13 protein-coding genes, 2 tRNA genes and 1 riboswitch are annotated in these 17,683 nt (G+C 65.3%); of the genes, 7 read left to right on the top strand and 8 right to left on the bottom strand.

Annotation, left to right across the window (positions count from 1 at the left end):
* Position 1: 1 nt before the first annotated feature.
* Positions 2 to 1,312 (bottom strand): O-acetylhomoserine aminocarboxypropyltransferase, encoded by a 1,311-nt coding sequence (locus BLW02_RS15625; RefSeq protein ID WP_092700025.1) that lies wholly within the window; start codon positions 1,310 to 1,312, stop codon positions 2 to 4.
* 96 nt (positions 1,313 to 1,408) lie between these two features.
* On the opposite strand from BLW02_RS15625, the gene BLW02_RS15620 reads away from it, so the two are divergent.
* The 3 genes from BLW02_RS15620 (at position 1,409) to BLW02_RS15610 (ending at position 3,447) form a co-directional block, all read left to right on the top strand.
* Positions 1,409 to 1,864: a CBS domain-containing protein gene (locus BLW02_RS15620; RefSeq protein ID WP_092700023.1), complete on the top strand. Its 456-nt coding sequence runs from the start codon at positions 1,409 to 1,411 to the stop codon at positions 1,862 to 1,864.
* 126 nt (positions 1,865 to 1,990) lie between these two features.
* Entirely contained in the window at positions 1,991 to 3,088 is a 1,098-nt protein-coding gene (aroC, locus tag BLW02_RS15615; RefSeq protein WP_092700021.1) for a chorismate synthase, read from the top strand.
* 23 nt (positions 3,089 to 3,111) lie between these two features.
* On the top strand, positions 3,112 to 3,447 hold the full coding sequence (locus tag BLW02_RS15610; RefSeq protein ID WP_092700019.1) for a 5'-nucleotidase C-terminal domain-containing protein: 336 nt from the start codon (positions 3,112 to 3,114) through the stop codon (positions 3,445 to 3,447).
* A 60-nt stretch (positions 3,448 to 3,507) separates the two neighbouring features.
* Here the strand turns inward: BLW02_RS15610 and nrdR are convergent, their stop codons facing one another.
* The 3 genes from nrdR to BLW02_RS15595 all read right to left on the bottom strand — a co-directional run bounded on the left by nrdR (position 3,508) and on the right by BLW02_RS15595 (position 6,295).
* Positions 3,508 to 3,957: a transcriptional regulator NrdR gene (gene nrdR, locus BLW02_RS15605; RefSeq protein ID WP_026436839.1), complete on the bottom strand. Its 450-nt coding sequence runs from the start codon at positions 3,955 to 3,957 to the stop codon at positions 3,508 to 3,510.
* 18 nt (positions 3,958 to 3,975) lie between these two features.
* A complete protein-coding gene (glyA, locus tag BLW02_RS15600; RefSeq protein ID WP_092700017.1) occupies positions 3,976 to 5,220 on the bottom strand; it encodes a serine hydroxymethyltransferase in 1,245 nt (414 codons plus the stop codon).
* Positions 5,221 to 5,257: 37 nt separating this feature from the next.
* Positions 5,258 to 5,410, bottom strand: a riboswitch (ZMP/ZTP riboswitch).
* Positions 5,411 to 5,464: 54 nt separating this feature from the next.
* Positions 5,465 to 6,295, bottom strand: coding sequence for a lytic transglycosylase domain-containing protein (locus BLW02_RS15595; protein WP_092700015.1), 831 nt, complete (start codon positions 6,293 to 6,295; stop codon positions 5,465 to 5,467).
* Positions 6,296 to 7,267: 972 nt separating this feature from the next.
* On the opposite strand from BLW02_RS15595, the gene BLW02_RS15590 reads away from it, so the two are divergent.
* Both BLW02_RS15590 and BLW02_RS15585 read left to right on the top strand, forming a co-directional pair.
* A complete protein-coding gene (locus BLW02_RS15590; RefSeq protein ID WP_092700013.1) occupies positions 7,268 to 10,012 on the top strand; it encodes a DUF349 domain-containing protein in 2,745 nt (914 codons plus the stop codon).
* A 4-nt stretch (positions 10,013 to 10,016) separates the two neighbouring features.
* Positions 10,017 to 10,463 (top strand): GNAT family acetyltransferase, encoded by a 447-nt coding sequence (locus tag BLW02_RS15585; protein WP_280140385.1) that lies wholly within the window; start codon positions 10,017 to 10,019, stop codon positions 10,461 to 10,463.
* Between the two features lie 96 nt (positions 10,464 to 10,559).
* On the opposite strand, the gene BLW02_RS15580 is transcribed toward BLW02_RS15585, so the two are convergent.
* Both BLW02_RS15580 and BLW02_RS15575 read right to left on the bottom strand, forming a co-directional pair.
* Positions 10,560 to 10,644, bottom strand: a tRNA-Leu gene (locus tag BLW02_RS15580).
* A 186-nt stretch (positions 10,645 to 10,830) separates the two neighbouring features.
* A tRNA-Leu gene (locus BLW02_RS15575) sits at positions 10,831 to 10,915 on the bottom strand.
* A 19-nt stretch (positions 10,916 to 10,934) separates the two neighbouring features.
* Here BLW02_RS15575 and rnr point away from each other — a divergent pair.
* The gene (rnr, locus tag BLW02_RS15570; RefSeq protein WP_092700009.1) at positions 10,935 to 13,256 is read left to right on the top strand and encodes a ribonuclease R; all 2,322 of its coding nucleotides are present in this window, start codon (positions 10,935 to 10,937) and stop codon (positions 13,254 to 13,256) included.
* A gap of 87 nt (positions 13,257 to 13,343) precedes the next feature.
* On the opposite strand, the gene BLW02_RS15565 is transcribed toward rnr, so the two are convergent.
* Positions 13,344 to 14,879, bottom strand: a complete 1,536-nt coding sequence (locus tag BLW02_RS15565; protein WP_092700007.1) for an NAD(P)H-hydrate dehydratase — start codon at positions 14,877 to 14,879, stop codon at positions 13,344 to 13,346.
* Positions 14,880 to 14,937: 58 nt separating this feature from the next.
* Positions 14,938 to 15,882 (bottom strand): LysR family transcriptional regulator, encoded by a 945-nt coding sequence (locus BLW02_RS15560; protein WP_092700005.1) that lies wholly within the window; start codon positions 15,880 to 15,882, stop codon positions 14,938 to 14,940.
* 111 nt (positions 15,883 to 15,993) lie between these two features.
* Here BLW02_RS15560 and BLW02_RS15555 point away from each other — a divergent pair, with 111 nt between their 5' ends.
* Entirely contained in the window at positions 15,994 to 17,517 is a 1,524-nt protein-coding gene (locus BLW02_RS15555; protein ID WP_092700004.1) for a CoA-acylating methylmalonate-semialdehyde dehydrogenase, read from the top strand.
* Positions 17,518 to 17,683: the final 166 nt, after the last annotated feature.

The following is a 17,683-nucleotide window of genomic DNA, read 5'->3' as shown; positions in this document are numbered from 1 at the left end:
GTCAGGCCCCCGCTTTCTCGGCGGCCTTGAGGGCGCGCTTGAGATCGTCAATCAGGTCGTCGGCGTCTTCCAGGCCAATCGACAGGCGGATGGTGCCCTGGCTGATGCCTGCATTGGACAGGGCCTCGTCGCTCATGCGGAAATGCGTGGTGCTGGCCGGGTGGATCACCAGGCTGCGGCAGTCGCCCACATTGGCCAGGTGGCTGAAGACCTTGAGGGTTTCGATGAACTTCTTGCCCTGCTCGCGGTTGCCCTGGAGGTCGAAGCTGAACACCGAGCCGGCGCCGCGCGGGAGCAGCTTTTGCGCCAGCGCGTGGCTGGGGTGCGACTCCAGCATGGGGTGGCCCACACGGGCCACAAAGGGCTGTGCCGCCAGAAATTCCACCACCTTTTCGGTGTTGCGCATGTGGCGCTCCATGCGCAGCGGCAGCGTCTCGATGCCCTGCAGGATGAGCCAGGCCGTGTGCGGGCTCATGCAGGCGCCAAAGTCGCGCAGGCCTTCGCGCCGCGCGCGCAGCAAGAAGGCGCCCACGGTGCTTTCCTCGGTGAACACCATGTTGTGAAAGCCGTCGTAGGGCTGGGTCAGTTCGGCAAACTTGCCCTGCGACCTGGGGCCGTCCCAGTCAAAGCTGCCGCCGTCCACCACGATGCCGCCGATGACGGTGCCGTGGCCCGAGAGGAACTTGGTGGCCGAGTGGTAGACCAGATCGGCGCCATGCTCGAATGGCTGGATGAGCCAGGGCGAGGTGAGAGTAGAGTCCACCAGCAGCGGCACGCCGGCCTCGTGGGCTATTGAAGACACGGTGGGGATGTCCAGCACTTCCAGGCCCGGGTTGCCCACGGTCTCGCCAAAAAACAACTTGGTATTGGGCCGCACGGCGGCGCGCCAGGCGTCGATGTCGCCAGGCTTCACAAAGGTGGTCTCGATGCCGAAGCGCGCCAGCGTGTAGTGCAGCAGGTTCTGCGAGCCGCCATACAGCGCGGTGCTGGCCACGATGTGGCTGCCCGCGCCCATCAGCGTGGCAACGGCCAGGTGCAGCGCGGCCTGGCCGCTGGCCACGGCGATCGAGCCCACGCCGCCTTCCAGCGCCGCCACGCGCTGCTCCAGCACGGCGTTGGTGGGGTTGCTGATGCGGCTGTACACATGGCCCGGGCGTTCGAGGTTGAACAGCGAGGCGGCCTGGTCGCTCGATTCAAAGACAAACGAGGTGGTCAGGTGGATAGGCACGGCACGCGCGCCGGTGGCGGGGTCGGGTGCTGCGCCTGCATGCAGCGCCAGCGTGTCAAAGCCGGGGTCGGAGTAACCGGGCATCTTGTGTCTCCAGGGTTGTCGGGTCAGCCGGGCATTGTGGGCTATATTTGCCGAGAACCAGCCTGTTGCGCCCAGCGCGCCCTCGGAGAGCACACCATGAAAGTCAGCGACATCCTTCGCGTCAAGGGAAACACCCTCTACACCGTGACACCGGACGAAACCATTGCCGTCGCCTTGAGCGTGATGGCGGAAAAAGACATAGGTTCGCTGGTGGTGATGGAGCTGGGCGACCTGGTGGGCATGCTCACCTTTCGCGAAGTGATCCAGGCCATGGTGCGCAACGGCGGCAGCATCGGCAGCATGCTGGTGCGTTCGGCCATGGACGACCACCCCCTGACCTGCACGCTCGAAACCGACATGGATGAGGTGCGCCGCATGATGCTCGACCGCCACGCGCGCTACATGCCGGTGATGGACCGCAGGATGCTCATGGGCGTGATCAGTTTTTATGACGTGGCCAAGGCCGTGGTGGACGCCCAGAACTTCGAGAACAAAATGCTCAAGGCCTACATCCGCGACTGGCCGGATGAAGACACGCGTCCGGCGGCCTGAGTCATTTCTTTGGTCGAAAAGGGCTGCAGCGCTTGATGGTAAAGCGGCTGCAGCTTTTTTTTGGGATCGATGGTTTTGCCGCCTGCATTGCGGGGCAAGTGCCGGGCTCTGGGATAATCCAGCGCCATGAGCGGCAACACCTTCGGCACCCTATTCGCAGTCACCAATTTTGGTGAATCCCACGGCCCGGCCATTGGCTGCGTGATCGACGGCTGCCCGCCCGGCATGTCGCTCTCCGAAGCCGACATCCAGGCCGATCTGGACCGGCGCCGCCCCGGCACCAGCCGCCACGTCACGCAGCGCAACGAGCCCGATGCGGTCGAAATCCTCTCGGGCGTGTACGAGGGCAAGACCACCGGCACGCCCATTGCTCTGCTGATCCGCAACACCGACCAGCGCAGCAAGGACTACAGCAACATCGCCGAGAGCTTTCGCCCCGGCCATGCCGACTACACCTACTGGCACAAATACGGCATCCGTGATCCGCGTGGTGGTGGCCGCTCGTCAGCCCGCCTCACGGCGCCCACGGTGGCGGCCGGCGCGGTGGCCAAGAAGTGGCTGGCCCAGCAATATGGTGTGCAGTTTCGCGCCTGCATGACGCAGCTCGGTGAGCTGCCCATCCCGTTCGAAAGCTGGGACCATGTGCCTGGCAACCCCTTCTTTGCACCGGTGGCCGAGGTGGCGCAGCTGGAGGACTACATGGACGCCTTGCGCAAGGCGGGCGATTCCTGCGGTGCCCGCATCCGCGTGCAGGCCACGGGCGTGCCGGTGGGCCTGGGCGAGCCCCTGTTCGACAAGCTCGACGCTGACATCGCCTACGCCATGATGGGGCTCAACGCAGTCAAGGGCGTGGAGATCGGTGCCGGCTTTGCCAGCGTGGCCCAGCGCGGCACCACGCATGGCGATTCCATGAGTCCAGAGGGCTTTCGCAGCAACAACGCCGGCGGCGTGCTCGGGGGCATCAGCACCGGGCAGGACCTGGAAGTGAGCATCGCCATCAAGCCCACCAGCTCCATCATCAGCCCGCGTGAGTCGATCGACATCCACGGCCACAGCGCCGAAGTCATCACCAAGGGCCGCCACGACCCCTGCGTGGGCATCCGCGCCGCGCCCATTGCCGAGGCGCTGCTGGCCCTGGTGGTGATGGACCACGCCCTGCGCCATCGCGCCCAGTGCGCCGATGTGGTGGCCAGCGTGCCGCCCATCCGGGCGGCGTTGCTCTAAACCCGCATGCCCGCGATGCGGCGATGGCTACACCGCTTCCGCGCGGTGATGGCCATGGCGGCGGGCCTGCTGGCGGGCTGTGCCGCACTGGCGCCGGTTTTGCCTATACCTATGATCTCTCGCAGCCGGCCGGTGCGCGCATCAGCCGCATGTTGCTGCATGGCCAGCCCCTGGCCGATGCGGCCACCGTGCGCGTCGCCCTCAGCAACTATCTGGCCGGTGGCGGTGACAATTTCACGGTGTTCGCGCAGGCGCCAGCCCTGTGGAGTGGTGGCCAGGATCTGGGCGCGCTGGAGGCCTATTTTCGCACCCATGGCCCCGTGGTGGTGCCATCGATCCACGGCTTGCTATTTAAGTGATGGCTGGTGGCGCCTGGTACAGAAGCGCTTTGGGCCCAAACGCTCTCAATCTGGCGCAATTTACTTGCGCACCTCATCGACCATCGCGCGGAAGTCGTCGATGTCCTCGAAGCTGCGGTACACGCTGGCAAAACGGATGTAGGCCACCTTGTCGAGTTTCTTCAATTCGCGCATGACCAGTTCGCCGATGCGGCTGGAAAGCACTTCGCGCTGCCCCAGGTTGAGCAGCTTTTCCTCGATGCGCTCGATGGCGCTGTCGATTTGGGTGGTGCTCACGGGCCGCTTGCGCAGGGCCAGGTTGAACGAGGCGAGCAGCTTGCCGCGCTCGTACTCGATGCGGCGGCCATCCTTCTTGACGATGGCCGGGAAGTTCACTTCCGGCCGCTCGTAGGTGGTGAAGCGCTTGTCACAGGCGCCGCACTGGCGCCTGCGGCGAATGAAGTCCCCGTCTTCCGACACCCGGGTCTCGACGACCTGGGTTTCCTGGTGGCTGCAGAAGGGGCACTTCATCGGAGCAGCGCGCCGGACTTAACCGTAGACCGGGAAGCGGGCCGTCAGCGCGTTGACCTTGGCGCGCACGGCGGCGATGTTGGCTTCGTCGCGCGGGTTGTCCAGCACGTCGGCAATCAGGTTGGCTGTGATGCGGGCTTCTTCTTCCTTGAAACCGCGCGTGGTCATGGCGGGGGTGCCAATGCGCACGCCGCTGGTCACCATCGGCTTTTCAGGGTCGTTGGGGATGGCGTTCTTGTTGATGGTCATGTGGGCGGCGCCCAGCACGGCCTCGGCTTCCTTGCCGGTGATGCCTTTGGCGCGCAGGTCCACCAGCATCACATGGCTCTGCGTGCCGCCGGAGACGATGCGCAGGCCGCGTGCGGTCAGCGTCTCGGCTACCACCTTGGCGTTCTTGGCGACCTGTTCCTGGTAGGCCTTGAATTCGGGCTGCAGTGCTTCCTTGAAAGCCACGGCCTTGGCCGCGATCACATGCATCAGCGGGCCGCCTTGCAGGCCAGGGAAGATGGCGCTGTTGATGGCCTTCTCGTGCTGGGCCTTCATCAGGATGATGCCGCCACGCGGGCCGCGCAGGCTCTTGTGCGTAGTGGAGGTGACCACGTCGGCGTGCGGCACGGGGTTGGGGTACACGCCGGCGGCGATCAGGCCGGCATAGTGGGCCATGTCCACCATGAAGATCGCGCCCACGTCCTTGGCCACCTTGGCAAAGCGCGCGAAGTCGATGTGCAGGCTGTAGGCCGAGGCACCGGCGATGATGAGCTTGGGCTTGGTTTCGTGGGCCTTCTTCTCCATCGCGTCGTAGTCGATGGCTTCGTTGGCATCCAGGCCGTAGGAGACCACGTTGAACCACTTGCCCGACATGTTCAGCGGCATGCCGTGCGTCAGGTGGCCGCCTTCGGCCAGGCTCATGCCCATGATGGTGTCGCCGGGCTTGAGGAAGGCCAGGAACACGGCTTCGTTGGCCGAGGCGCCGCAGTGCGGCTGCACGTTGGCGGCCTCGGCGCCGAAGATCTGCTTGACGCGGTCAATGGCCAATTGCTCGGCCACGTCCACATGCTCGCAGCCACCGTAGTAGCGCTTGCCGGGGTAGCCTTCGGCGTATTTATTGGTCAGCTGCGTGCCCTGTGCCCACATGACGGCGGGTGAGGCATAGTTTTCACTGGCGATCAGCTCGATGTGCTCTTCCTGGCGCTTGTTTTCGGCCTGGATGGCGGCAAAGAGTTCGGGATCGGTTTGCTCGACAAGAGTTTTGCGGTCGTACATGGTATTGGCAGTCCTATGAACTTGTGTCCCTTGAAACAGGGGCTGCCCAGGCGAACGGCGGAACGCAGAAGGTTCTGAGCCTTTGCGGCACGCTCCCTAGTGGTTCGCAAGGGGCATGTCCTTGCCGGTTTCCACGTCAGCGGCGGCCTCCTGTGGGAAGCCGCGCCTATCGCCAGTCGCGTACGTCGCTAGTGTAGCCGACCAGCACCTGGCGCCTGCTCTGGTCGCCCGGGGTTCCAGGGCCTTACAGCAGTGCGAGCTTGTCGCCGGCGGTTTCGGGCGCAGCGGCGGGCGCAGTGACGGGAACGGTACGGGTCGGGGCCTGGGTTGACAGGGTGGCGGGTGGATTCATGGGGGCAGAACGTCCACCAGCGACCTGGCGCAAGCGGAAATGCTCGGCCAGCACCTTGGCGGCGTAGCCACCGTCATCCGGCAGATTGGCCGCGCCCACGTAGTAGCGCAGTCCGCCTTCCACCGATCCGGCCCGCGCTATGCATTCCTGCAGCACCTTCACACCCACGCGCAGGTTGGTGACCGGATCGAACGCCGCGAAATGGCCACCGAAGTTCTCGTACTTGTCGGTGTGGACCCGCGTCATGACCTGCATCAGGCCCTGGGCGCCCACAGCGCTCTGGGCAAACGGGTTGAAGCTCGACTCGATGGCCATGATGGCCAGGATCAGGGTCGGATCGATCTTGGTGCGGGCGCCGGTTTCATAGGCTTCGGCCACCAGCGCGCTCAGGGGTTCTGGCGCGACGCGGTACTTCTTGCTCAGCCAGTAAGCCACCGCGGCCTGCTCTTTGGGCAGATCCTTGGGATTGGTGGCGGTGGCGCGCTCGCTGGCATCCAGCTCGACCGGCATGTCCAGCAGGGCCACCTGACGGGACTGCAGCCAGTCTCTCAGCTGCTCCTCGCCTGCCTGGCGCAAGTCCGGGCGGGCGGTAAGGGTAAGGACGACAAAGGCAACGGCCAGCCCGATGAGGGCAAAACTGTTGTGGGTGATCTCAAGGAAACCTTCGGTCACATCGGTCACGAAGGTTCGCACACCGGAGACAATTTTTCCTGACGCTGTCATAGCTCTTCCTTTCTGAGGCGAGCTCTGCAGACGATGCCGCAGTCAACGACAGCATCGGTTCAGTCACTCACCTGGATTGGTACGCCATCAATTTCGTGCTTCGTTCATAAGGCGAAGCGAGGAACTGACTTAGCCGGGTTCGGCAGCGGGTTGGGGTTTTTACCAGCCTTTTTGGGGGCTGGCGGATTCTAGAAGTTCACTAAATGCCAAGTCAATACTAACAAATTTGTTTTAAATACTAATTTGTTATAAAAAAACTGTAAAAAATCACAGTAATAGGTTGATTTTTGCCCATTTCAAGGAAATGTTGAAACGCATTCTGTGACGACCGTGTGTCAGATTCAATCGTGTTCGCACGACCCATTGAGAATGCGATTTGAGTCGGTCCCGCGAATTTGGTAAGGTGGCGCTGCCTGTGGATTTCAGGCATCGCCAGACAAGGCAAAGTCTCCCGCCGAAGGCATGCAGTGCCCAGGTGCAGCAGATGCTGCTTTTATGGCAAACCTTGGAGGCAATCCCTTGCCTCCTCGCAATGTGGATCTTCATCTCCAGATTGCGAAACGATGGCAAAGACCGTTGCGTCAGCCGTCAAGCCCGGTGGGCAGGCCATGCGGCCTGTTTTCCGGGCTTTCTTGTTGGTGCATCGTTCAGCGTGCGGCCCTGAAGGCCGCGGGCGGCTGACGGGGCACGCTGGCCTGTTCGTTGGTTGCACATATATATAGATAATGGGGCAGTTTTCCTGGGTGCATTCCGTTGTACCGGGAGATGAAGTCCATCAACCGACCTGTCTGCGTCCGCTGGCCTGACCGGCTTGCGTCAGATCATTGCTTGATGCGTGGCCCAGGACCGTGGTGTGGTCTTTTGCTGGAACCCGGTGAAAATAGTCTTCTCACCTGCAGGCACGCATTGCACAGGGCCCCAGCGGCCAGCTTTCCACCGCAGCCTGTCCGGTTTTCGTTATCCATTGGATCCATGTTTCCTTTTTTTTCTCGCAGCAAAATGTCCGACGCACCTGAAGTGAACCCGGCCCCGGCCAAAACCCAAGAGTCGCATCCACTGGATGCACTGACTGGCGGCGCTTTTTCGGCCGCCACGTCCAGTGAGCGGGCTTCCCGCATCCGTGACTGGCTCGCTTCCCAGCCGGCGCCCGAGCAACTGCAGGAGGTCTTCAAGGAGCTGAGCGGGCGTGACAAGGGCGCCGCCCGCGCGGTGCGTGAACGGCTGGATGAAATCCGCCGCGCCAAGGGCCAGGAGGTCATTGCGGCTGAATGGGCCGAGAAGGCCCAGGCATTGCTGGCCGCTCCCAAGCTCAATATTGCCGACGCCCTGGCGTGGCAGCGCGATGCGGCCAAGGCCGGTGCACCTTTGTCGCGCGAACCTCTGTCGCTGCTCAAGGTGCAGGTGGCCGAGCGGGTGAAAGTGATCGAAGACCTGCAGCACCGCGTGCAGGTGCAGCGGGAAGCCGCCGTGTTGCTCGCCCAGCGCATCGAAGTGTTATCCACCAAATCCTGGAAAGATGCCCAGGCTGCGCTCGAATTGCTGCGTGCCGACGTTGCGCGCTGGCAGGAGCAGGCCCAGGAACTGACCGGAGACGCCAGCTGGGTCAGCGTGGAGGCGCGCTTTCCGCCCCTGCTGGAGGCCTCGCGCACGCAGCTGCTGGTCGTGTGGGATGCCTTCCAGCCGGCCGTGGCGCAAGCCGCTGCGGCTGCTGCAGACGCAGCTGCCCCGTTGCCTCCCGTTCCCGTGTGGGCCGACGAGTTGCGTGCTGCCCGTGGCTTGCCCGTGGAGGCGGCCGCTGCCGCAGCGGCCAAGCCGGCCCGCGCGGCGCGCCCCAAGGTGGACCCGCAGGTGCAGGAGCAGGCCATGCAGGCGGTGCGCGAAGCGCTGGCCACCCTGGAGAAGGAAACCGCCGAAGGACATGGCAAAGCCAGTGCGGGCGCCGCTGCTGCGCTGCGTGCGGTGCTGAAAGTGCATGGCAAGCACATCGACACCCCGTTGGAGCACCAGGTGCATGCCGCGCTGGTGGCTGCCGGTGAGCTCGAAGGCTGGCAGCGATGGAGCGCAGACCAGGTGCGCGAAGAGCTGGTGGCCAAGGCGCAGGCGCTGCTCCAGCGTCCCGAGGGCCAGGCCTTGGGTGGCCGCAAGATGCAGGAAACATTGCGCCAGTTGCGCGAGCAGTGGAAGCAGTCGGACCAGGGCGGAGCGCCCAACCACGGCCTGTGGAAGAAGTTTGACGAGGCGTGCAATGCCGCGCACAAGGTGGTCGAGGCATGGCTGGACAAGATTCGCACCGAGGCGGCCGAACACAAGGCCCAGCGCCTGGCTCTCATCGAAGAGGTCAAGGCGTGGGCGCAGGAGCATGCCGCCTCCGGTGACTGGAAGGCCATCAACCGCGCGCTGCACCAGTTTGGCGACCGTTGGCGCGAGGGCGGGCATGTGGGTGAAAAGCTGTTTGCCGAACTGCAGCCGCTGTGGAAGCAGGCCATCAGTGCGGCTGCCGCGCCGCTGGAAAACGCGCAAAAAGACAGCCTGGCCCGGCGCCACGCGATGATTGATGAAGCGGTGGCGCTGGGCGCTGCGCCCACGCTGCGCATTGATGCCGTGAAGGCCTTGCAGCAGCGCTGGCAGGCCGAGGCCCAGGCCGTGCCGCTGGACCGCAAGCATGAGCAAAAGCTGTGGGATGCCTTCCGAAAGCCCATTGATGAAGCCTTCAACCGCAAGTCGGCAGACCGGGAGAAGGCGGTCACCGAACTGAGCGCCCGCGACCGGGTGGTGCTGGAGGCCTCCAAGGCGCTGGAAACCGCCAATGCCACGGGCGATGCGCAGCAGATTCGCACCGCCATGCAGGCGCTGGAGGCCGCGCTGCACGGACAGGCCCAGGCGGCACAGGTGGTGGCTTCGGCGCAGAAAGATGCACAGAACCAGCTTGAAGCATCCCCCCCATCTGCGCAAGCAGCGACTGAAAATGCAGCCGCAGAGGGCGCGGCAGAAGGTGCTGAAGAAGTGCCTGCGCCTGCGGCTGCCCCTGTCGTTCCCAAGCCGGCCGCACGCCCGGTGGTGGCGGTGCGTGGCGATGACCGTCCTGGCATGAAGAAGGATGCGCCCGCAGCGCCAGGCCGGGGCGGGCGTCCGGGTGATCGCCGTGAGGGCCGCGCTGATCGCGATGGCGGCCGCGGTCCGCGTGCCGACAGCCATTTTGGCGATCGCAATGACCGTGGCGGCCGCTTTGGTGATCGTCCTGCATATGAAGAGCGTGGGCCGCGCCTGGGTGACACGGCTTTCCGCGCCCAGCGTGAAGCGATGGAGCACGCCCAGCTGGCACTCAAGAAGCTGGCTGCACAGGCCCATGGTGAAGCGCTGACGCAGCTGCTGACGGCCTGGGAAAAGCGCGATGCGGCGCTGTTGCCGAGCACGCAGGATTTGGGTGGCCGGGTCACGGCCGGCGTGCGTGCTGCCTGGTCGCAGGCGTTGTCCGCCCCTGCGGCCGGCGATGCTGCCGAGGCCTTGCTCCGGCTGGAGATGGCGGCCGAGGCGCCAACGCCGGCGGAACATATCGGTGCGCGCCGGATGCTGCAATTGCAGCTGCTCACGCGCCGCAACGATCCGGCGCCGGCCCAGACCTGGGGGCAAGATGCTGCGCGTGTCCTGGCCAGCGCCAACAATGCTGCCAGTGCGCGTCGCCTGCAGAACGTGCTGAAAATCCTGCTGCGCAAGTGACCCCGTGACCACTGCCTTCCAGATACGTCCTTTTGAAATGGAGGACGAAGCGGCAGCGGTGGCGCTCTGGCACGACTGCGGTTTGCTGCGCCCCTGGAATGATCCCCACAAGGACATTGCGCGCAAGCAGACCGTGCAGCCCGGGCTTTTTCTGGTGGCCATGGCACGGGGGCTGGATGGTGAGAATGTGCTCGTCGGAACCGCCATGGCGGGGTATGACGGCCATCGCGGTTCGGTGTATTACCTGGCGGTGGCGCCGGGGCGCCAGCGGCTGGCCATTGGCCGCAGCCTCATGGAGCGGGTCGAGCAGCAATTGCTGGCCATGGGTTGCCCCAAGGTCCATGTGCTGGTGCGTACCGCCAATGTGCAGGTCATGGCGTTCTATGAAAAGCTGGGCTATGCCCGGGATGATGCCCTCAGCCTGGGCAAGCGGCTGATTCCCGACCTTTAGGTTCCAGTGCGGATGGAATGCACCACCGGGTTTTCATTCGGGCACAGGACCGGAAAACAAAAAGGCCGTTGCAGTTGCAACGGCCTTTGAATGTATTGGTGCCCAGGAGAGGACTCGAACCTCCACGATGTTACTCGCTAGTACCTGAAACTAGTGCGTCTACCAATTCCGCCACCTGGGCTTTCAGATCAGCTTTGAATTATAGAACAAGTTTTTCGGGCTTTCGGCGAATCGCTGGCAAATTTTGTGGAGAGCGCGCAATCACGCGCCAACAGGAAGTGATGGGGAAGCTCTTGGCAAATAAAAAAGCCGCTGTAGATACAGCGGCTTCAATATTCTGAAAACCGTAACCGGTTCTCGTTAAACTTGGTGCCCAGGAGAGGACTCGAACCTCCACGATGTTACTCGCTAGTACCTGAAACTAGTGCGTCTACCAATTCCGCCACCTGGGCATTTCAGGAAAGTCTAAGATTGTATATCAAAAAAATCACCCCCGACGCATCCGCTGCACATCTGTCGGACGAGATTGAAGGCAGCGTGCAGGGGCACCGTGATGGCCATGGTTTCGTTATTCGCGATGATGGCGAAGGCGACATCTACATCCCCCCCAATGAAATGCGCGCCGTCCTGCACAAGGACCGGGTGCGCGTGCGCATCGTGCGCCAGGACCGCCGGGGCCGCCCCGAGGGGCGCGTGGTGGAGATCATCGAGCGTCCGCCGCAGCCCCTGATCGGCCGCTTGCTCCAGGAAAGCGGTGTCTGGCTGGTGGCCCCGGAAGACAAGCGCTACGGGCAGGATGTGCTGATTCCCAAGGGGGCCACCGGCGCGGCCAAGCCGGGGCAGGTGGTGGTGGTCGAGTTGACCGAACCCCCGGCGCTGTTTGGCCAGCCCGTGGGGCGCATCACCGAAGTGCTGGGCGAGGTGGACGACCCGGGCATGGAGATTGAAATCGCGGTGCGCAAATATGGCGTGCCGCACGAGTTCTCGGCCGAATGCCTGGCGCAGGCCAAAGAGCTGCCCGACAAGGTGCGTGCGCAGGACAAGAAGCAGCGGGTCGATCTGACCGATGTGCCCCTGGTCACCATCGACGGCGAAGATGCGCGCGACTTCGACGATGCCGTCTATTGCGAGCCCGCCAAGGTGGGGCGCGGCAAGGGCTGGCGCCTGCTGGTGGCCATTGCCGACGTGAGCCACTATGTGGAGACCGGCAGCGCCATCGACATCGACGCCTACGACCGCGCCACCAGCGTGTACTTTCCGCGCCGCGTGATCCCCATGCTGCCCGAAAAACTCAGCAATGGCCTGTGCTCGCTCAACCCCGAGGTCGAGCGCCTGTGCATGGTGTGCGACATGCTGGTCACCGCCAAGGGCGAGGTGCATGCCTACCAGTTCTACCCGGCCGTGATGTACAGCCACGCGCGCTTCACCTACACCGAAGTCGCTGCCATTCTGGCGAACACCCGCGGACCCGAAGCGGGCAAGCGCAAGGACCGGGTGAAAGACCTGCTCAACCTGCACGACGTGTACCGGGCCTTGCTCATCGCACGCCAGCAGCGCGGCGCGGTGGACTTTGAAACCACCGAAACGCAGATCATCTGCGACGAGAACGGCCGCATCGAAAAGATCGTGCCGCGCACCCGCAACGACGCCCACAAGCTGATCGAAGAAGCCATGCTGGCCGCCAATGTGTGCAGTGCCGACTTCATTGCGCAGGGCGGCCAGCCCGGCCTGTTCCGGGTGCACGAAGGGCCTACGCCCGAGAAGCAGGAAATCCTGCGGGGCTACCTCAAGGCGATGGCGGTGGGCATGACGATCGGTGACAACCCCCATCCGTCGGAGTTCCAGGCGATTGCCGAGGCCACCAAAGACCGGCCCGACGCGCAGCAGATCCACACCATGCTGCTGCGGTCGATGCAGCAGGCCATCTACACCCCCATCAACAGCGGGCACTTCGGTCTGGCCTTCGAGGCCTACACGCACTTCACCAGCCCCATTCGGCGCTACCCCGACCTGCTGGTGCACCGTGTCATCAAGGCCATTCTGGGCAAGAGCAAATACAAGCTACCCGCGCTGCCCACACCCGGCGAGGCGCACGCCAAGCTGGCCAAGCGCCTGGCGGCCCGCGTGGCAGCGCCCGGTACCAAGCCGCGTAAAGAGCTGGCGCCCCCCAGCCGTGAAACGCAGGCCTGGGAGGCCGCCGGCCTGCATTGCAGCGCCAACGAGCGCCGCGCCGACGAGGCCAGCCGCGATGTCGAGGCCTGGCTCAAGTGCAAATACATGCGCGAGCACCTGGGCGAGGAATACAGCGGTGTGGTCAGTGCGGCCACGAGCTTCGGCATCTTCGTGACGCTGGATGCGATGTATGTGGAAGGCCTGGTGCACATCACCGAACTGGGGGGCGAGTATTTCAAGTTCGACGAAGCGCGCCAGGAACTGCGCGGTGAACGAACGGGCATCCGCTATTCCATTGGCACGCGGGTGCGGGTGCAGGTCAGCCGTGTGGACCTCGATGGGCGCAAGATCGACTTCCGCCTGATCCGCGAGGGCGAGGAACTGATCGGCCGTGCGCTCAAGGACAAGGGCGTGGCCCCAGAATCCGCGGCCCGCAAGGTGGGGCGTTCGGGCGGGCGCAAGCGCGTCCAGGCGCCGGACCCCTCGGCCACCGAGCGCGCCGGTCTGACGCGTGAGCAGGCGGCGCGCTCGCCTGCCGGTGCAGCCAAGGCATCGGCCAAGAAGGCGGCCGCGAATGGCAAGGCGGGCAAAAGCAAGAGCCGCAAGCCGCGCCGCAGTTGAGCCGCCTGCGGCGCGCTTGCAGGGAATGATTTGCTCTTGTATTGATAGCTGCTTGCGCTTGTGGATCAGGCGCAAGCAGCTATTTTGTTAATAATTTCCGATGTGACGCGCCAGTGCGCCGGCCGTCAATGTGCCTTCGGCAGGCCAGCGGTCGGCGGCAAGGCCGTGCAGGTACACAGCCTCCGTGGCGGCACGCAGGGCATCGGCCCCCGTGGCCCTGCCGCCTGCCAGACCAGCGCCCACCATGCCCGCCAGCACATCGCCGGTGCCAGCGGTGGCAAGCCGGGCGTTGCCAGTGGGGTTGATGGCTGGGGCTTGCCCCGGTGCTGCGATCACCGTGCCGGACCCCTTGAGGATCACGATGCAGTGCAACTGCTGTGCCAGTTGCTGGGCTGCGCGCAGCCGGTCGGCCTGCACCTCAGCAGCAGACAGGCCCAGCAGGCGTGCCGCTTCGAGGGGGTGGGGCGTGAGCACTGTGGGCAGCCCGCGCACGCTGCGGTTGACCACCAGGGAGCGCAGCGCGGCATCAGCGGCCAGGGCGTTGAGCGCGTCGGCGTCCAGCACCAGCCGGGCGGCCTGCGCCAGCACGGTGGGCAGTACCGTGCGCACGGCCTCGCCGCCGCCGCAACCACATACCACCATGAGCTCTTCCAGTGCCAATGCGTCAAAGCGGCGAAACATCAGTTCGGGCTGCACCCCATCCAGCGCCATCCGGCCATCGTCGAGCAGGGCCACCAGCACCCGGCCCGCGCCGGCATGCAATGCGGCCGATGCTGCCAGCAGCGCCGCGCCCGTCATGCCCAGGCCGCGCGCCGCCAGGCCCTCGCCGCCCACCACGGCCACATCGCCGTAGCTGCCCTTGTGGCTGGCGTGGCTGCGCGGCGCGGGCAGGACGGGGCCGGCCAACCATGCGCTGGGGGCCTCTTGGGCTGCGGGCAGCCCCAGATCATCCAGCCACACCTTGCCGGCAGCATCTCGCCCCGAGGCCGTGAACAGACCGGGCTTGAGCGTCAGCAGGCTGAGCGTGTGGCGTGCCTGTCGGTGCGAACGGGTGTCTGACGCCGGGGCACTGAAACCCGCAGCAAACTGGCCGGTGTCGGCATCGAGGCCCGAGGGCAGATCGACGGCGAGCACGGGCGCCGGGCTGTAGTGCAGGGCGGTCAGCGTGGCCAGCATCCTGCTGTTGGGCTCGCGCGGGGCAGCGGAGGGGATCGATGTGACGCCAATCCCCAGCAGGGCATCGATGCACAGGTCCGAAGCCGTCATGTCGGTGGGTGCTTCGTCGGCCCATGCAACGCCTGCCGCCTGCGCACGCTGCCACGACTGGCGGGCATCGGCGGGCGCGTGTTCCGGGCTGCCCAGCCAGGTCACCACCACCCGCCGCCCATCGCGCTGCAAATGCATGGCCGCTTCCAGCCCGTCGCCGCCGTTGTTGCCGGGGCCGCAGGCAATCCACACCGTGCGGGTATGGGGTGCCAGCGCGCGTGCCAGCCGTGCCACGGCCAGGCCGGCGCGCTGCATGAGGGCGTGGGGCGGCAAGGCTGCGGCGGCCTGCCGTTCCATGCGCCGGGTGGCTGCGGTGTTGAACAGGGGGTGCGGTTGCAGGGGTGTGACGGGGTGCATGGCTGCGTTTCTCCGGGGTGGATTCGATCGGCGCAAAGCGTGTCAAACCATTATTGCGTCAGGCCCCAAAGCCCGGCGCAAAGGCCTCGCGCAGCCATTCCACGAAAACCGACACCGCGCGCGGCACATGGGCCGAATAGGGGCGGATGGCATGGATCGTCTCGCTGAAGGTGCCCACGGGGCGCCAATCCGGCAACACCTCGACGAGCTTGCCCGCCTGCAGCGCGGCCTGGGCGCTGAAGTCGGGCACCAGCGCGATGCCCAGCCCTGCCAGCGCGGCATCGCGCAAGGCCTCGCTGTTGCTGGCGGCCAGTGGGCCGGTCACGGGCACGGTCACGCGCGGCGAAGCTCCAGGCACCTGGGGCTCGAAGGTCCATGCCGGGGCTTCCTGGGTGCGGGGATAGTGCAGACAGTCGTGCTGGCGCAGGTCGTCGGGCGCACAGGGCGTGCCAGCGCGGCGCAGGTAGGCGCGGTTGGCCACCAGCACCGACCGCGTGGTGCACAGCAGCCAAGCCACGTGGGTGTCGGGGGCCACGGCGGTGTGGCGGATGGCCAGATCCAGCCCTTCGAGGGTCAGCGAGCGCAGGTTGTCCGACAAGTCCAGCTCCAGCCGCACCTCGGGGTAGGCGCGCAGGAACGTGGGTAGCCGCGGCACCAGTTGCTGACGCGCCAGCGCCACCGGGGCGGTCACGCGCAGGCGGCCCTGGGGCACTCCGGCGCGGTCGCGCACGCCGGCAAAACTCTCGGCGATGCGCTCGAAGGCGCCGCGCGTGTCGTCCACCAGTTGCCGCCCCGCCTCGGTCAGGCCCACGCTGCGGGTGGTGCGCCGCACGAGCGGCACGCCCGCGGCGCGCTCCAGCTCGGCGATGTGCTGGCTCATGGCGGCCTTGCTCACGCCCAGCCGCGCTGCCGCGCCGGTGTAGCTGCCTTGTTCGCCCAATACCACCAGCCAGTGCAGGTGGGACCAGAGGGCTTCGGGCTTGGTGTGGTCTGTCGATTTCATGCCGCTATTGTTCACCAATGTGAACAATCATTTCACGACTGCGGTCTTGGCAGGGCAGGGGGCGGCTTCTAGACTGCAGGCCACGTTCCACTGTTTTTGAAAGAGGTTTGCATGACCACCGCCGCCCAGCCCATCCACATCGGCCATTACATCCAGGGCGCGCGCGTCGCCGGCGCCAGCACCCGCAGCCAGGACGTGACCAATCCCGCCACGGGTGCAGTGACCGGCCGCGTGGCGCTGGCCCACCGCGCGGACGTGGAGGCGGCCGTGGCTGCCGCGCAGGCGGCCTTTCCGGCCTGGGCCGACACACCGCCCATCCGCCGTGCGCGCGTGCTGTTCAAGTTTCTGGAGCTGGTCAACCAGAACAAGGATGCGCTGGCCCGTGCCATCACGGCCGAGCATGGCAAGGTGTTCACCGACGCACAGGGCGAGGTGGCGCGCGGCATCGATATCATCGAGTTTGCCTGCGGCATCCCGCAGCTGCTCAAGGGCGATTTCACCGACCAGGTGAGCACGGGCATCGACAACTGGACGCTGCGCCAGCCCCTGGGGGTGGTGGCGGGCATCACGCCATTCAACTTCCCGGTGATGGTGCCCATGTGGATGTTCCCGGTGGCCATTGCGGCGGGCAATACCTTCGTGCTCAAGCCCAGCCCGACCGATCCCACGGCCTCGCTGATGATGGCCGACCTGTTCCAGCAGGCGGGGCTGCCCGATGGCGTGTTCAACGTGGTGCAGGGCGACAAGGAGGCGGTGGACGCGCTGATCGAACACCCCGATGTCAAGGCAATCAGCTTCGTCGGCTCGACCCCCATCGCCAACTATATCTACGAAACCGGCGCCCGCCACGGCAAGCGCGTGCAGGCACTGGGTGGTGCCAAGAACCACATGGTCGTGATGCCCGACGCCGACATCGACCAGGCCGTGGACGCCCTCATCGGCGCGGGCTACGGATCGGCCGGCGAGCGTTGCATGGCCATCAGCGTGGCCGTGCTGGTGGGGGACGCCGCCGACAAGCTGGTGCCCAAGCTCATCGAGCGCACCAAGGCGCTCAAGGTGCTCAACGGCACCAATCTGGCGGCCGAGATGGGGCCCATCGTCACCCGTGCCGCCCACGAACGCATCTCGGGTTATATCGACCTGGGCGTGAAGGAAGGCGCGCAATTGCTGGTGGATGGCCGCGGTTTCGACGGCAAGCAGGCGGGCGCAGGCTGCGAAGGCGGCTTCTGGCTGGGCGGCACGCTGTTCGACCACGTCACGCCCGAGATGCGCATCTACAAGGAAGAAATCTTCGGCCCCGTGCTGGCGGTGGTGCGCGCCAAGGATTTTGGCGAGGCAGTGCAGCTGGTCAACGACCATGAATTCGGCAATGGCGTGGCCTGCTTCACGCGCGACGGCAACGTGGCCCGCGAGTTCGGTCGCCGCATCCAGGCCGGCATGGTCGGTATCAACGTGCCCATCCCGGTGCCCATGGCCTGGCACGGCTTTGGCGGCTGGAAGCGCAGCCTGTTTGGCGACATGCACGCCTATGGCGAAGAAGGCGTGCGCTTCTACACCAAGCAAAAGAGCATCATGCAGCGCTGGCCCGAGAGCACACCCAAGGGCGCCGAGTTTGTGATGCCGACGGCGAAGTAAGGCGGATACCTTGCTGCTGACAACAAAGGGGCCATCGGCCCAATGCCAGTCAGTTAAGCCCTGACTGGCATTTTTTTTGGTGGGTACTTGCTGCGTGTCGATCGCTTGACCTCGCGCGGGAAGCTTCGATCAGGTCGTCGAGGCGGGAGCACGAAGTAGTGAGCCT

The sequence above is a fragment of the Acidovorax soli genome (genome assembly GCF_900107605.1).
Classification (GTDB): Bacteria; Pseudomonadota; Gammaproteobacteria; order Burkholderiales; family Burkholderiaceae_C; genus Acidovorax; species Acidovorax soli.
Note: the sequence above shows the minus strand (reverse complement) of the source record. Positions and strands in the feature narration are given on the sequence as shown.

Excerpts from the sequence above, each read along its gene's own strand:
- BLW02_RS15625 (WP_092700025.1), bottom strand. The coding sequence starts at position 1,312 with ATGCCCGGTTACTCCGACCCCGGCTTTGACACGCTGGCGCTGCATGCA.
- BLW02_RS15620 (WP_092700023.1), top strand. The coding sequence starts at position 1,409 with ATGAAAGTCAGCGACATCCTTCGCGTCAAGGGAAACACCCTCTACACC.
- aroC (WP_092700021.1), top strand. The coding sequence starts at position 1,991 with ATGAGCGGCAACACCTTCGGCACCCTATTCGCAGTCACCAATTTTGGT.
- BLW02_RS15610 (WP_092700019.1), top strand. The coding sequence starts at position 3,112 with ATGGCTACACCGCTTCCGCGCGGTGATGGCCATGGCGGCGGGCCTGCT.
- nrdR (WP_026436839.1), bottom strand. The coding sequence starts at position 3,957 with ATGAAGTGCCCCTTCTGCAGCCACCAGGAAACCCAGGTCGTCGAGACC.
- glyA (WP_092700017.1), bottom strand. The coding sequence starts at position 5,220 with ATGTACGACCGCAAAACTCTTGTCGAGCAAACCGATCCCGAACTCTTT.
- BLW02_RS15595 (WP_092700015.1), bottom strand. The coding sequence starts at position 6,295 with ATGACAGCGTCAGGAAAAATTGTCTCCGGTGTGCGAACCTTCGTGACC.
- BLW02_RS15590 (WP_092700013.1), top strand. The coding sequence starts at position 7,268 with ATGTTTCCTTTTTTTTCTCGCAGCAAAATGTCCGACGCACCTGAAGTG.
- BLW02_RS15565 (WP_092700007.1), bottom strand. The coding sequence starts at position 14,879 with ATGCACCCCGTCACACCCCTGCAACCGCACCCCCTGTTCAACACCGCA.
- BLW02_RS15560 (WP_092700005.1), bottom strand. The coding sequence starts at position 15,882 with ATGAAATCGACAGACCACACCAAGCCCGAAGCCCTCTGGTCCCACCTG.
- BLW02_RS15555 (WP_092700004.1), top strand. The coding sequence starts at position 15,994 with ATGACCACCGCCGCCCAGCCCATCCACATCGGCCATTACATCCAGGGC.